Source organism: Burkholderia sp. S171 (assembly GCF_009766085.1).
GTDB lineage: Bacteria > Pseudomonadota > Gammaproteobacteria > Burkholderiales > Burkholderiaceae > Caballeronia.
In genome coordinates, this window is sequence record NZ_LMUF01000042.1 from 57,916 (window position 1) to 71,972 (window position 14,057).

Annotated in this window: 10 protein-coding genes; 4 read left to right on the forward strand and 6 right to left on the reverse strand. The window is 59.3% G+C overall.

Annotated features, from left to right (window positions below):
- Positions 1–71 precede the first annotated feature (71 nt).
- Positions 72–1,022, forward strand: coding sequence for a LysR substrate-binding domain-containing protein (locus tag GSQ93_RS22640; protein ID WP_158937876.1), 951 nt, complete (start codon positions 72–74; stop codon positions 1,020–1,022).
- A 105-nt stretch (positions 1,023–1,127) separates the two neighbouring features.
- Here GSQ93_RS22640 and GSQ93_RS22645 read toward each other — a convergent pair whose 3' ends face one another.
- Together GSQ93_RS22645 and GSQ93_RS22650 are read right to left on the reverse strand one after the other, a co-directional pair.
- Positions 1,128–2,225, reverse strand: coding sequence for a porin (locus GSQ93_RS22645; RefSeq protein ID WP_158937877.1), 1,098 nt, complete (start codon positions 2,223–2,225; stop codon positions 1,128–1,130).
- Between the two features lie 216 nt (positions 2,226–2,441).
- A complete protein-coding gene (locus GSQ93_RS22650) occupies positions 2,442–2,657 on the reverse strand; it encodes a hypothetical protein (protein WP_158937878.1) in 216 nt (71 codons plus the stop codon).
- Between GSQ93_RS22650 and GSQ93_RS22655 the strand changes: the two genes are divergently transcribed.
- Positions 2,656–3,372, forward strand: coding sequence for a UPF0149 family protein (locus GSQ93_RS22655; protein WP_158937879.1), 717 nt, complete (start codon positions 2,656–2,658; stop codon positions 3,370–3,372). The genes GSQ93_RS22650 and GSQ93_RS22655 overlap by 2 nt on opposite strands.
- Positions 3,373–3,448: 76 nt before the next feature.
- Here GSQ93_RS22655 and GSQ93_RS22660 read toward each other — a convergent pair whose 3' ends face one another.
- The 4 genes from GSQ93_RS22660 to GSQ93_RS38220 form a co-directional block, all read right to left on the reverse strand.
- A complete protein-coding gene (locus tag GSQ93_RS22660) occupies positions 3,449–6,235 on the reverse strand; it encodes an Hsp70 family protein (protein ID WP_158937880.1) in 2,787 nt (928 codons plus the stop codon).
- A 5-nt stretch (positions 6,236–6,240) separates the two neighbouring features.
- Positions 6,241–8,088 (reverse strand): Hsp70 family protein, encoded by a 1,848-nt coding sequence (locus GSQ93_RS22665; protein WP_158937881.1) that lies wholly within the window; start codon positions 8,086–8,088, stop codon positions 6,241–6,243.
- Positions 8,085–8,642, reverse strand: coding sequence for a DUF2760 domain-containing protein (locus GSQ93_RS22670; protein WP_158937882.1), 558 nt, complete (start codon positions 8,640–8,642; stop codon positions 8,085–8,087). The genes GSQ93_RS22665 and GSQ93_RS22670 overlap by 4 nt, the downstream gene beginning before the upstream one ends.
- A 397-nt stretch (positions 8,643–9,039) precedes the next feature.
- Entirely contained in the window at positions 9,040–9,300 is a 261-nt protein-coding gene (locus GSQ93_RS38220; RefSeq protein WP_158937883.1) for a hypothetical protein, read from the reverse strand.
- A gap of 552 nt (positions 9,301–9,852) precedes the next feature.
- Here GSQ93_RS38220 and GSQ93_RS22680 point away from each other — a divergent pair.
- Both GSQ93_RS22680 and GSQ93_RS22685 read left to right on the forward strand, forming a co-directional pair.
- A complete protein-coding gene (locus tag GSQ93_RS22680; protein ID WP_174254669.1) occupies positions 9,853–11,094 on the forward strand; it encodes an ABC transporter substrate-binding protein in 1,242 nt (413 codons plus the stop codon).
- On the forward strand, positions 11,091–14,057 hold the full coding sequence (locus GSQ93_RS22685) for an EAL domain-containing protein (RefSeq protein WP_158937885.1): 2,967 nt from the start codon (positions 11,091–11,093) through the stop codon (positions 14,055–14,057). The genes GSQ93_RS22680 and GSQ93_RS22685 overlap by 4 nt, the downstream gene beginning before the upstream one ends.

Below are 14,057 nucleotides of genomic sequence, written 5' to 3' on the forward strand. Positions count from 1 at the left end.
GAGAGCTAGAATCGTGAACGTGGCAACCAGAAGTGAACACCCGCGCTAACCGTCTTTATTATCGAGAGCGTATGAAACTTCATCAAATCCGCACACTGATCGCCATTGCCGAAGCAGGCGGTGTGCGCGGCGCGGCACGCGTGTTGAAAGCGTCTCCGGCGGCGATCACCAAGAGCCTGCGCCAGCTTGAGGAAAGCGTGCAGATGCCGCTGGTGGTGCGCACGTCGTCAGGCGTCACGCTCACGGAGAGCGGCCAGGCGCTGCTGGTTCACGCCAGACTGATCTACGGGCAGATGACCCGCGCCCAGGACGCCATGAACGCCCTGCGAGGCGCCACGCAGGGCAAGCTCACGGTCGCTGTCACCCCATGGATCGCCATGACGTTCCTGGCGGACACGGTCACGCGCTTTTGCGAGCGCATGCCCGATATCCGCCTGGAGTTCTTCGAGGGATTGTTGTCGATTGCCAATCCGCGCTTGCGCGACGGCAGCCTCGATTTCTTTATCGGCCGGCCGGAGCCTGGAGCGTTCGGTGTTGAATTTCAGTATCGGCCACTGTTTTCGTCGACGTGCGCGCTCGTCGCTCGCGAGGGACATCCGCGAGCGAATTGCCACTCACTGGCGGATCTGAGCGATCTGGACTGGGTATTGACGTGGGATCCGTTGAACGAAAATGCGCTCGTCGACAACATGTTCACCCGATACAACGTGCCCGTGCCGCGAAAGATTCATCTGACGCATTCAGTTTCGATTGCCATTGCATTGCTCAAAAAAACCGACATGGTCAGCGTATTTCCGTGGCCGCTCGTCGAGGTCTGTGCGGCCAAAGAAGGGCTGTGCGCTATTCCATTGCGCGAGCAACTCGATGACGCGATGGTCAGCGTCATCTCACGCAACGGTCATCCCGCGAGTGCCGCGTCGGAGTGCTTTATAGAATGCATGATCGAAACGATTCGCGAGGGATGCGAATCGAGTTTGCCGGAAACACGCCACGTGCTGCAGTCAGTCGAACTGTTGATCTGATGGCGTGCTGCAATTCGCTGCATGCGTAAAAACACGGCGCGCACCATTGAGTGCACGCCGTTTGGTCAGAAGTGTCATGCCCGGCGTTAAACCGGGCAGCCCACATCAGAATATGTTGCGAAAGCCGACCGCAACGCCGGTCTGGTTGTTGCGTCCCGGGAAGTCTGCTTGCGCCGCGCCAGTGCCACGGATGAAATCGACCGTGCCATACACTTCTGTCCGCTTGGACAGCGAGTATTCGGCGAGCAGCACGCCCGAGTAGCGGACGCCGCGGCTAAGCGTGGTTCCGTCGGCGTCCAGCGCATTGCGGGAGTGATCGTAATAGGCCGCCGCGGTCAGCAGCAACGGCGGAGTGACCTGCCACGTGGCACCGGTGTAGAACCCATCGTCGATGCGGTTCGTGTTCGTCACAGGCGCCGCGAAATTGGCAGCCGGTGAGTTTGCAGCCGACATGAAGATGTCGACCATGCCCGTGTTGTCCTGCGAATGCAGCCAGCCCGCGAAGGCCTTGACCGTGCTGAATGCATAGACCGCGCTCACGTTGACAACATTGAACTTGTTGTTGTGCACGTCGCTGTTCTGCTGGAAGCCCGCATCAAGAGACAAGCCGGCGAACGTGTATGAAGCCGTCAAGCCGTACATGTTGCTCGCGCCGGTGCTGCCGGCTACGTTGCCGAAGCCGTACATGGCTTCCACGTTCACGCCGCCAAACTGGCCGTTGTACTTGACGGAGTTGTTCTGCCGCAGGCCATAGCCGAGTGCGCCCGGCAACCAGCCGTCCTGATCGAAGTTACCCACAGTCAACGGGTCATAGACATTCCCTAACTGATCGAACAGCGGCGTGTTCTGGCGACCCACGGTGACCGTGCCATATTGGTTGCTCGACAGCCCGACGTAAGCCATCCGGTTGAAGAGCGTATTCGCGCTTGCAAACTGGCCGTTCCAGAGATTGAAGCCGTCTTCGAGACGGAACACCGCAGACAAGCCACCGCCCAGATCCTCAGATCCCTTCAAGCCCCATCGGCTACCGGTGATCGGGCCAACGCCCATCGATACCTGGCTGTCGTTATTTGCATTGGCATTGGTGAGATAACGGACGCTCGTGTCGACGATACCGTACAGCGTGACCGAGCTTTGCGCTAAGGCGGATTGGGCAGAAAGGGCGATGAGTGCGCCGCCGATGGCGCTAATAGTCTTCTTCACAGAGTGTCTCCCCCTATTGATTTGATGAGCAACTTCTGGCGTATGTAACGCTAGAAGTCCGTTCGCGATTTTTGATCGCAAGCGGGATAATATTTCCTTCAAAGCAAATCGGGATTGGTTTTCTATTGCCGTGTCTCCCGTTCGCAACATTGGATTGACTTTCGTGTAGCGCGAAAGCCTATAAATCCGGGTTGAATGATGTTTATCGAAACATGCTTAAACAGTATTTCGTTTTTCAGACAGGGGATCGCTAATGAAGGTCTGACGCGTTGCAACACCCGCTGAGGCAGGTTCCAAAGCCGCTTTGCCGGTCGCGGTTAAAATGTGGGTTTGGCGCACGGAAACTGCCCCGGACATTGCATCACCGCCGGCAGTTCTATAGATCGCCTGCGCTGCCGTGATCCAACCAAACTCAGGACCGATCTCCAACATGCCTCTGCTGTCCGATGACGAACTGAACAAACTCAACCAGATCCTGCTATCCGATGTAATGTCGGATGAGGCGTTGACAGCCGAAAGTCTTGACGGTTATCTGAGCGCAATAGCGATCGGTCCGATCACACTGATGCCGAGTCAATGGCTACCGGGTGTCTGGGGGCCGGAACCTGAGGACGCGCCTGAATTCAAATCGAAGAAGCAGGCCGACCGCGTCATGGGTCTTATCATCAGGCACTACAACAGCATTATCGAGATCATGGAGAATGATCCTTACTCATTTCGGCCAATCTTGAGTCAGCGTAAGTTTTCAGACGATCCTCGCTCTTATGTCGACGCCGAAATGTGGGCGCTTGGTTTCATGCAAGGTCTCAACTTGTGCCGGTCAGCGTGGCAACCGCTATTCGATAACCCGGATGGGCAGGAATGGCTAAAGCCATTTCATTTGCTTGGCTCTTCGGACCTTGCTGAAGAAGAGAAGTCGCTCGTCCTTCGTCCCGATCAACGTGAAAAGTTTGCGGAACTGATTCCCGTCTACGTCGCCTCGATCCACAATTATTGGCTTCCGTTCCGAAAAGCAGTGTTTGAACGCGCGCTCGCGTCGACGACGATCCAGCGCACGAGTCCGAAAGTAGGCCGTAACGATCCGTGCCCGTGCGGTTCCGGCAAGAAGTTCAAGAAGTGCTGTGGGACGGGAAGCGATCTTCACTAATTTTCACTACCGCGACAATCATTCAGGCGACCGTGTGCTTGCATTCGCGTCGGTAGAAAGCCACTCGAAAAACGCATCAACCAATAATCAGTTTTAATCCGGCAGGCAGTGACTCTCCGAATACGCGCCCGGTATCTGCGTTATCGAGCGTCACGACTTCACGAACCATGTCGACCCACGCGGACGGCGCATTCGCGGCTTCGAGTCGTCGCACGACAGTTTCGCGGATCGGCTCCTGCAGATCCCTTGAACGGTCGCCCGTCATGCGAGCGATTTGCGCGGCGGCAAACGCGGCAGGCTCAACCTTTTTCCAGTCCAGCGCGAGGATTGTGTCCAGCCATCGGGTCGCCACGTCCGCCGGCACGACACCATGCGCGCTGCCATAGAACGGCCGACGTGCACCCATGCGTCCAATTGCCCACCAGCCCTGATGATTTTCCGAGGGCCGCTGAAGCCGGACCAAAAGCTGTTCCGCGATATCGATTTTGCGATCGACAGGAATGCGTTCAAGCGATGCGTAAAGGCGCAGCATGTCCGCGATGCCCACCTTCGAGGGATCGAAGGGCAGCTTGTGCCGCTTCGTGCCCGCAGCCGCCTGAAGCCAGGCCATTGCATCGAGCACCTGAAGCTGTGCATCCTCATGCAAGCCGCCCGCCGCGCGGCGCCATAACGTCCACCATTCCGACCACACCTGGCTCTCGTTGACATACTGAATGCCATCGTCGAATAACGACCAAAGCTGTTCAACGCGCCATTCGTCGAGCGGGTAGCCAAATCCTGGCCGCACGCAGTAGCCGGCCAGATTCAACCATAGGCGTTCATGATCCGCTGAACGCCGCCGCCGGCCGGCGCGTTCCCAGAGCGCCCCGAACAGTTCGCGAAGCAATGCGCTATCCCAACTCTGACGCGGTCCCAATAGCTGTTCGAGTCCTGCACGCAGGCGCTTTATTTCCTTGGGATCGACATTCGCCGAGCGAGCGCCGAACGTCCGGTCGATGAGTTCAATGGCTCTGTCGAGCGACGGATTTCGTATGGCCGCGGAGACGTCTTGCTCAGCATTGTCGCGACGCAACTGGAACTCAAGCAACCATCGTTGCGAAGCATCGTCGGTTGCAATGCAATGCATCTCCAGCCGGCCGAGTTCCGTCAGTGATGTCGTGAGCCTGACCGGTCGCTCGCGTGGCCCATTTGCGTCTTGCTGCTGCACCACCGTTGCGAGCGGCGGCAAGCGCACAAAATCGCCCGTCGTAAAGTCGACCAGCTCGCCTGGCTGCCACGCTGTATCGGCGACAGTAGAGACCAGGTGGAAGCGCACCGGATGCCCGAGCCGCAGCGCAAACACGCGATCCTCTAGATGGACCTCGTGGCCTTCTTCGGTTCCGCGTGGCAACAAGCACACGCCGCGCGATGCCTGCGCGCCGTCCTGCGCGTCATCCTGCGCGTCGTTATCAAGGACAAGGAAGTAGCTGCGTGGCGAGCCGCCGCCAATGCGCGGTGCGTGTCCCGCGCGTGCCAGGCCGTAAGCGACCGCGCCACGCGCGACAGCAACGTCGGGATGGTCGTTTTGCAACACATGCAGAGGCTGTTGGCGCCATGTACCCAGCGCACTCGCCAGACGCCCGGAGAGCGCTTTGGCACGGAACACACCACCGTTGAGCAGCAGGGTATCGGGCATCGATGTTTGCGCAGCATCCGATGCACCCAATGCATCGCGCGACTGTGCGTCGAGTCTTTTCAGAAACGCTGCGATGTGTCGCGTGATGGCCGCATCGGCCGCATAGGGCAAGCCGAATTCGACGAGCGCGGCCCGCGACCGGCGAGGCAATTCATCCGGGCCGCCAATTGGAAAGAACCCTTCCACGATGACCTGTTCGACTTCCTGCCGGCTCAACTCCGTCGTGCGTGCACCGCCAACCAGCCGCGCTCCTGCACCCAGCAGCGTGATCGCAACGGAGTCGGGCGCTTGCTTGCCAAGCAGTTGTTCCTTCGCGGCGCGGCACCTTTCCACTAGCTGCGACAAGCTCGCCGCCGACAGTCGCGTTTGCTCCTTCGCCAAACGCGACTCGACCAGATGCGCCAGCGCAAGATCCATGTTGTCGCCGCCGAGCATCAAATGATTGCCTACGCCGATGCGCGTCAGTTGCGGCTCGCCATCCTCGAAATGCACCTTGATCAGCGTGAGGTCAGTTGTTCCGCCGCCCACATCGCAGACCAGCACGAGGCGCGTCTGCGCGAGTTCGGCGCCAAGCGTCGCGCGATGGTGAAACAGCCAGTCGTAGAAAGCGGCCTGAGGTTCTTCGAGCAGGCGCAAGGCAGGCAGCTTCGCGATACGCGCGGCCTCTAGCGTGAGCGCGCGTGCGCCATCGTCGAACGATGCTGGAACAGTTAGCACTACGTCCTGATCTTCGAGCAGCGCGTGCGGAAAACGGTGGTTCCACGCGGCACGCACGTGAGCCAGATAGCTGGCGCTCGCGGTCACCGGCGAGACCTTGCCGGCTTCATCGTCCGCACCCCACGGCAAAATTGGTGCGAGACGATCGACCGACGCATGCGAAAGCCAGCTTTTCGCACTGGTCACAAGCCGTCCCGGCACCTGCGCGCCCAGCGTGCGAGCGAGATGTCCGATTACGGCCGGTTGCGTTTCGCGATCGTTAGGTATCCACGGCAATTGCAGATCACCGGGCGCAAGCTCACCCGGCGCCGGGTGATAGCGCACGGACGGCAACAACGCTCGCGCGCCGACCTCGCCAAGACCCACGAGCTGATCGATATCAAAGATTCTGATCTCGTCAGTACCCGCCTCGACGTACGCAACCACCGTATTGCTCGTACCGAGATCGATGCCGACGATGTAGTGCTTCATCGCACTCAGGCGTTCACGCTGCCGCGCACATCGAATTCGACTTTCCAGCGCTCGTTTGTGCCGCGCGGCACGGCTTCGAGTTCCAGTGTGCCGGCTTCAGTGATCCGTGCATGCAGCTTCACCGGCACGACTTCACCGGGCGTGCGTCCTTCGGTCGGCAACGTGGCGTGGATTTCCTCCAGCTCCTGCAACTCGTCGGGCGACCAGTAGTCGAGCATCGTGCCAACCTGATCTTGCCGGCGTACCGACGAACCAAAGAAACGGAAGTGCACCGGTTCGCCAACCACGAGACCAAATTCCTGCGCCGGCAACGCGGCGTCCGTGCCCTCCTCCATACCGAAGGGCGCGAGGCACAACGCCTGAACAGGCGGCTCCATACCGGGCACGGCAGGCATAGCCGACTCGATCGCAATATAGTAGGCGCGTGCCGTGCCGCCACGAATGCGTACACCTTTGCCGCGCTTCACGTAGCCGTAGTACGCCGCGCCGCGCGCGACCGCGAGGTCGAGATCGGCGCCGCCCAACAAGCGCGCAGACGGCGCGCCTTCGGCTTCGAGCCAGCCGTTGAGGCCATCGAGAATCCGCTCAACGAGCAGCATCGACTTGAACACGCCGCCGTTGAACAGGACGGCTGTGGGATGCAGGAAGCTCGCATTCTCGGCGGGCACATGCTGCAGGCCGTCGAGGTCGGCTAGTGCCGCGACCTGTCGGCCGAGGAATGCAGCGAGATGCCGCGTAATGCCCGCATCCTGCGCATACGGCAAGCCGAGTTGCGTCAAGCCGCCTCGGGTCCGGCTCACCGGCCGCGCCGATGCATCGACTTGCGGAAAGAAGCCGTCGAGAATCGTCTGCGTGAGTTCGTCGCGGGTCAGTTCAGTGCGGATCGAGCCGCCAATCAGTTTCGATCCACGGCTCGGCACGACCAGCGGCACCGTATCTATGCTGCGGTCGGTCAACAGCGTTTCCTTGGCTGCCCGGCACGCATAGGTGAGCGCGCGCAGCTGCCACGGATCGGCCTGTGTTCCCTGAGCAGCCAGCTTGCGCGCGACCACGTGCGCAAGCGCCAGATCCATGTTGTCGCCACCCAGCAGGATATGTTCGCCGACCGCGACGCGATGCAACTCAAGATTGCCTTCTCGTTCGATGACCGCGATCAACGACAGGTCGGTCGTGCCACCGCCTACGTCCACGACCAGGATGATGTCGCCGACCTTCACTTGCTTGCGCCAGGCGCCGTTGCTTTTCTGAATCCAGCTATAGAGCGCGGCTTGCGGCTCCTCCAGCAGCGTCATGCGGGTGTAGCCAGCCGCTTGCGCTGCCTCGGCCGTCAATTCTCTCGCTGCCGGATCGAAAGAAGCGGGAATGGTCACCGTGACGTCCTGCTCGTCGAACGGTGCATCGGGATGCGAATGGTTCCAGGCTTCACGCAAATGCGTGAGATAGCGAACCGAGCTTTCAAGCGGCGAGACGCGCGTCACTTCAGGCGGCGCGTCGCTCGGCAGGATGGCCGCGCGACGGTCCACACCCGGATGACACAGCCAGCTCTTGGCGCTCGACACCAGGCGTATCGGCGTCCCGGCGCCTCGGCTGCGTGCCATTTCACCGACAGCAAAGTCGCGTTCGCCGGTCCACGGCAAGGCAAGATCGCCCGGCGTCAGTTCGCTCGGATGGGGCAGGTAGAGAAACGAGGGCAGCAGTTCGGGCGCCTCGATGGCCCCCGGTGCGGTGAGCTGAGTGATGGGCAGCACGCCCTGAATGGTCTTCTCGCCGTCGCTGGCGGAGAGGTCGACATACGAGAGGGCGCAATGGGTGGTGCCCAGGTCGATGCCGATCGAATAGCGCGGCTCGCTCATAGTTCCACCTCGGCCTGCGCGATCACAGTCGCGTCGTGCGTCTTGGTCAGCATCGGCAGCCTGACCTCCGTCACTCGCCAGCCACGATGACTGATGTTGCCGGTGAACGGCGCCTTGCCGACCACGTTGCCCGTCAGCCGGATTGCCGTTGCGTCGAAGCCATCGGCGAGCGTCACGCGGCTGCCCTCGGCCTCTTCGCGTACCGGGCGAATCGTGAAATGCTCGCGCAATGTCGTGCGGCAACCGTCGTGCACGAGCCTCGCGGCCGCGCCGATGTCCGCATCGGAATAACCTGCAATGTCCTCTTCGACGAAGTCGACAAAGCGCGCGCCACGCTGGAGAAGTCCCAGCAACTGAAGCGCTGCCTCGGGGCTTGTCTCCTTGATCGTGGTGGGCGTGGGTGCGGGTTGCGGCGCCGAAACTGGCGCTGCGACTACTGCCCCGTCGCGCAGCCGACGTACTTGGGCGGCGAATTCGCCGTCACCCAGGACGGCGAAAAAGGTACCGATGGCCAAGGAAAATCGGCTGAAAAAAGACATGTTCGATTCGGTCATACAAAATTGCTCCTGTAGGCTCGCTTGAACAACGAGCGATCCTGCCGTCCGCGGGACAAGGCCGGTTGAAAGGCTTGAAGCGCGCGTTCCGGCACGTAATTCGTGAGCCCGGTTAGGGCTGAAACCCGTATTTTGCCTTGATGTGGCCGAGAGCCGGTCAATATGCGAACGGTGGAAGGCTATTGTCGCGATTGCGATACTGCGTACGCATGTGCACGGGACGCGCCTTACGGCATCAACACAGCGCTCTTGCCGCCGGTAAAGCCCTAGAAGCGCGGGCATTGCGGCGCGCCGCCTGACGGGCTGTACGGGGTTGGATGTGGCGCGTGCGAAGGCTCCCACGCTGCAGTTTCGGTCGCTGAAGGCGAACCGTCGGCGCGGGTGTCCGGTTTCGCGGCTAGTCGCCGTCGAAATCGTCCTCTGCCTTACGATTCCGGCGCTCTTCGTTGGCACGGCGAGCACGCACGCGCTGGCGCCACAGGACGGTAATGACCTCTCCCGTAGTCGCCCCAGCGGGAATTTCGTTGCGGATGAGATTCGGCACCATCGGCAGGCCCAGGCGCTGCCTCCGCAAAGCCCGGGCTATGGCCGTACGGCATTCCTGCCCGTGGCAATCCCATTCGTCACGCATTTTTCTGCAGTAACGGCACTCGTTCATGGCAAATAGTTTAACTGTAAACCCTGACGGCCTCCGGGTCGCGGGGCAAAACGCCTCGTACTCTGCACGGCTGCATGTCCGGTCATGCTCGGCCGCGGTTGTGATCGTCGAGCGTAAGACAAGCTGTTTACGCGGTTTGCGGCGTGCATAAGCAAGAGGCCGGGGCCGGTAGAAGTCGGACGATCAATGACGCCACCTCGTGCCAGGCCATCGCCTGCAGAGCGGCAACGGACCCGTATTCGCGTCGGCGGCGCCTCATCACGTCGGGGCAACCCACCCCGGGCTGGTTAAAGTATTGACGCCCGTTGCCGATATTCAGTCTAAGCACTGCATCCGTTCAATTCACCTTGTCTTTGCGTTTTACCGTTTGAGAGTCGCCCCCATCGTCATGCCGTTGGCTCTTTCGCGATGCAGGTTCCAAAGGTTAGCTTTCAGGCGCGCCAAAAGTGCCGACTGAAGCCGGGTCGTTCCATCCCGCAACCAAAAAGTAAATCTCCAGTGCGACGAATTGAGCTTGCCTCCCTGCTATCTGTCCTGCTCAGCGTCATTCTCATGTCGTTGTACGGTTGTAGCCAGCAAGACCACACCTCCTCAAACACAACCACGCCGACCCGGACCACCATCACTGCGTTGATATGGGCGCCGGACTGGCCGGAGGAGATGCTGCAGATTGCCGCCGAATTCGGCAAGCTCAATCCGGACATACGCGTGAATGTGCAGTTCATGATCGGCAATTCGGTCGAAGAAAATATCAAACCACGGATCGCCTCAGGCAACTTGCCAGACCTGGTCAGCGTGAACCCGAACGCCTACGCGGCGGAATTAGCGGACCAAGGCATCCTGGCGGACGTCGGCGGGACGTCGGCGTGGAACAACATGCTCGACGCTCTCAAAGGCGACTGGACGAGTCGCCGGTCCAGGCGGTTTGGAATCTCAGGCGGCGTGGCCATGACGCTGATTTACTACAACAAGGACATGTTCGCGAAGGCGGGGATCAAGGACCTGCCGACCAATTTCCAGGAGTTCCTGTTGGTGTGCGACAAGCTCAAACGTGCGGGTTTTACACCGATCATGTGGAACGGCGGGTTCCCGAACATGCTTGGTAACGGGCCTTTCAGTTTCGGCTTTGCCAACAATGTGGTGGCACGCGAGCCGGACTGGAAAAAGAAAATATCTGACGGCACGCTCGATTTAAACACGCCTCAGGTAGCCGATATTTTTGCCAAGATTTCGCTGATTGCAGACCGTGGATACGTACAAGAGGCGTTCATGGCGACCGACTACGATCAAGGCATACGTCTGTTCAAGGAAGGCAAAGTGGCAATGGCATTCCACGGCAGCTGGGCAGCCGGCCTGTTCCTGCACGGCAACCCCTTCGAGGTTGGTGTGTTTATCCCACCCTGGAACGCGCCCGGCAAACAGATCGTGCCTGTGATTGGCAGCGAAACCGGGTTTGCGGTGTGTGAGACGCCCAATAAAGCCGCGGCAATGCGTTTTCTCGAATTCATCGCCGGGAAGGGGTTTCCCATTCTCCAAAGAAAACGCCAGAACATTCCGCCCTTCAAGCAAGTCGATAGCGCAATGGTGAGCAACCCGCAGATTGCCGATTACACGAATAAGGTCAGTCAGTTTTCCGTGACTGGCAGCCCGTACTACTCGGTCATACCTTCCAATTCGATCGAGCGGCTGCATCAGTTGATGCAAGACGTGCTGTTCAAGAAGATCACGTCCAGGCAGGCGGCAAAACTCCTGGATGAATCTGTCAAGAACGAAGCAAAGATGCACTACAAATGAGCTCAATCATGCGGTCGCTGCGAAGCGTTTTCGAGTACCTCTCGCTGGATCTGCTGCGCCGGGTCGAAATTCGTTACCGGCTGATCACCGCATTCATTTTGCTTTCGCTGCTACCCATACTTCTTTCGGGTTACTTATCGTATGTGGAATCTACCGCAGCGATCAGGGAGAAGGCGGAGATATTTTCGAAAGAAGTGGTCAAGCAACTATCCAAGAACGTCTTGCTGCGAATGGAACAAATCGAGACGGAGAGCAGTTCACTTGTGCTCTCTGACCGGGTTCAAGGCGCGCTGACAAGGGTCGCAATCGGCAATGAAACAGAGCAGAGCGAGGCCCGCCGGGACATGACCCGGCTGCTCCTGGAGCACTACGGATCGATTGATTTCATCAACCAGAAATATCTGCTCGACAAGAACAACCGGATCATGGACACGCAGGCGTTCGCGCAATTGACCCGGGGCGTGATGCACCTGGTCGAGCAGGCGCCCCATCATAACGGCCACCCTTACTGGGGCAGCTACGACAACGGCGTTGGGCAACAAAACCTCGGGATGGTGCGGGCCATCATCAGCAAGAGCAACAATCAGCAGATCGGCAATCTGGTTCTGGTGATTCGCCCCGAATATTTCTCTACCATTTTTAATGACGTCGCCTTGGGGAGCGGAACGGAAATCTACGTTCTCGATGCGAGCAGCAACAAGCTGATTGTCCGTGCCGACGACACCTCCACGAATTCAGACGAGACCACTGGTGAGTCCGTCGAACCTGGCCTGATCGATAAAATCGCGCATAACGAACCCTATGGGAAGCCGAGTGGTTTCGTTGCCTTCGAAGGCGAGCACCGCGCGCGCTACTTCGCCGCGTACTCAAGGATTCCGGGTACGACATGGTTTGTCGTCAGCACCATTCCGGAAGCGAAGTTGACGGCACAAGCACAGTCGGTGCGCAACCAGATCGTACTGGTCGGCATCCTGGGCTTCCTGCTTTCGATCTTCCTTGCTTACTTTATTTCCCACAGCATTTCGGCGCCGCTCAAGGACCTGGTGCGAAAGATGCACGATACAGGCAACGATGCGGGAGCCCAGGCGGAGGACGGTGCGCAAGCGCTCGCGGATGCCGACGGCGAAGACGAGCTAGGCAGACTGGCGCAGCGCTTCGAAAGAATGCGCGAAGCGATCAAGCAGAAGATCCAGAAGATCAACGAGATCAATGCCTCGCTTGAGCAGACTGTCATTGAGCGCACCGCGGAACTCGTTACCAAGGAGCACGAGTCGCGGACGTTGATCGAGAATTCTCCGGACACGATTACCCGCTACGACCGGAACCTCCGCCGCATTTACGCCAATCCCGCTTTCTGTGCCTCAGTCGGACGCAGCCTTGGGGAATCGCTCGGCAAGCGCCCTTCGGAGATCCCGGGCGGCGTGAATGCCCTCATCTACGAGAAGAAGATAAGCGAAGCCATCTCAAGCGGAAAAAGCGGGCAATTCGAGTTGAAATGGCTCAGTAAAGATGGACAGGAACAATGCGCCCATATCCGCCTGACTCCGGAGATTGACCGGTCGGGCGCGGTGAGCTCGGTGCTCGCTATCGGTCGTGATTTATCGGACCGGATGGCCTTCGAGGCGACGATCTGGGAACAGGCCAATTTCGATGCACTGACCCACCTTCCAAACCGTCAGATGTTCCATGGCCGTCTCGACCATGAAGCCAGAACGTCGCGTCGCTCCGGAAAGTGCATGGCCTTGATGCTGATCGACCTGGATCGCTTCAAAGAGGTTAACGACTCGCTGGGACACGACACAGGAGACATTCTCTTGATCGAGGCCGCCAGGCGCATCATGTCGAGCGTGCGCGAATCGGACACGGTTGCGCGTCTTGGCGGCGACGAGTTCACCGTCATTCTGCCCAACCTGAACGACACCGAAAGCATTGACCGGATCGCAAAGACGATCATCGACAAGCTGGCCGAACCCTTCAAGCTCGGCCAAGACGAGGCTTTCATATCGGCGAGCGTCGGCGTCACAATTTACCCCAACGACACCATCGAGCTTGACGTCCTTTTCAAGAATGCTGACCAGGCCATGTATGCGGCCAAAAACGCGGGGCGCAATCGCTTCAGCTACTTCACGCCCGACCTGCAAGTGGCGGCAGAAAAGCGCCGGCGGCTCACGAGTGATCTACGCATCGCCCTGTCCGGTGAGCAGTTCCAGATCTATTACCAGCCTATCGTTGACCTGGCGACGGGAGAAATCTACAAAGCCGAAGCACTGATCCGATGGATGCACCCCGAACGCGGCACGATCAGTCCGCTGGATTTCATTCCATTGGCCGAAGACACGGGGCTCATCGTCCCGATCGGGGACTGGATGTTCAGGCAGGCCGTGCAACAGGCGCGGCAATGGCGCAGCCGATTCCATCCGTCGTTCCAGATCAGCGTCAACGTGTCGCCCGTGCAGATTCGTCAAGACAGCCTCCTCTGCATCCAATGGCCGGAATATCTGATCCAGGAAGGGATGCCGGGGCAGAGTGTTGCGATCGAAATAACCGAGGGGCTGTTGCTGAATGCGGAGTCGAAGATTGACGAGAAGCTGCTGACGTTCCGCGATGCAGGGATCCGGATCTCGATCGACGACTTCGGGACGGGTTACTCGTCGCTGGCGTATCTCAGGCGCTTCGATATCGATTACCTCAAGATCGATCGTTCATTCGTACAGAACCTTGCCTTCGATGAAGACAATCAGGCGCTGTGCGAAGCGATGGTCGTGCTGGCTCACAAACTGGGCTTAAAGGTCATCGCTGAAGGGGTAGAGACAACAGAGCAACGGGATTTCCTCATTGCGGTCGGCTGTGATTTTGCCCAAGGGTTTTTATATTCCGAACCCGTTCCGGCTGAGCAGTTTGAGGTGTTGCTATGGCCGGCTATCGAGGAAAGACCCGCCTGTGATTCCTGCGCGACGTCTTAG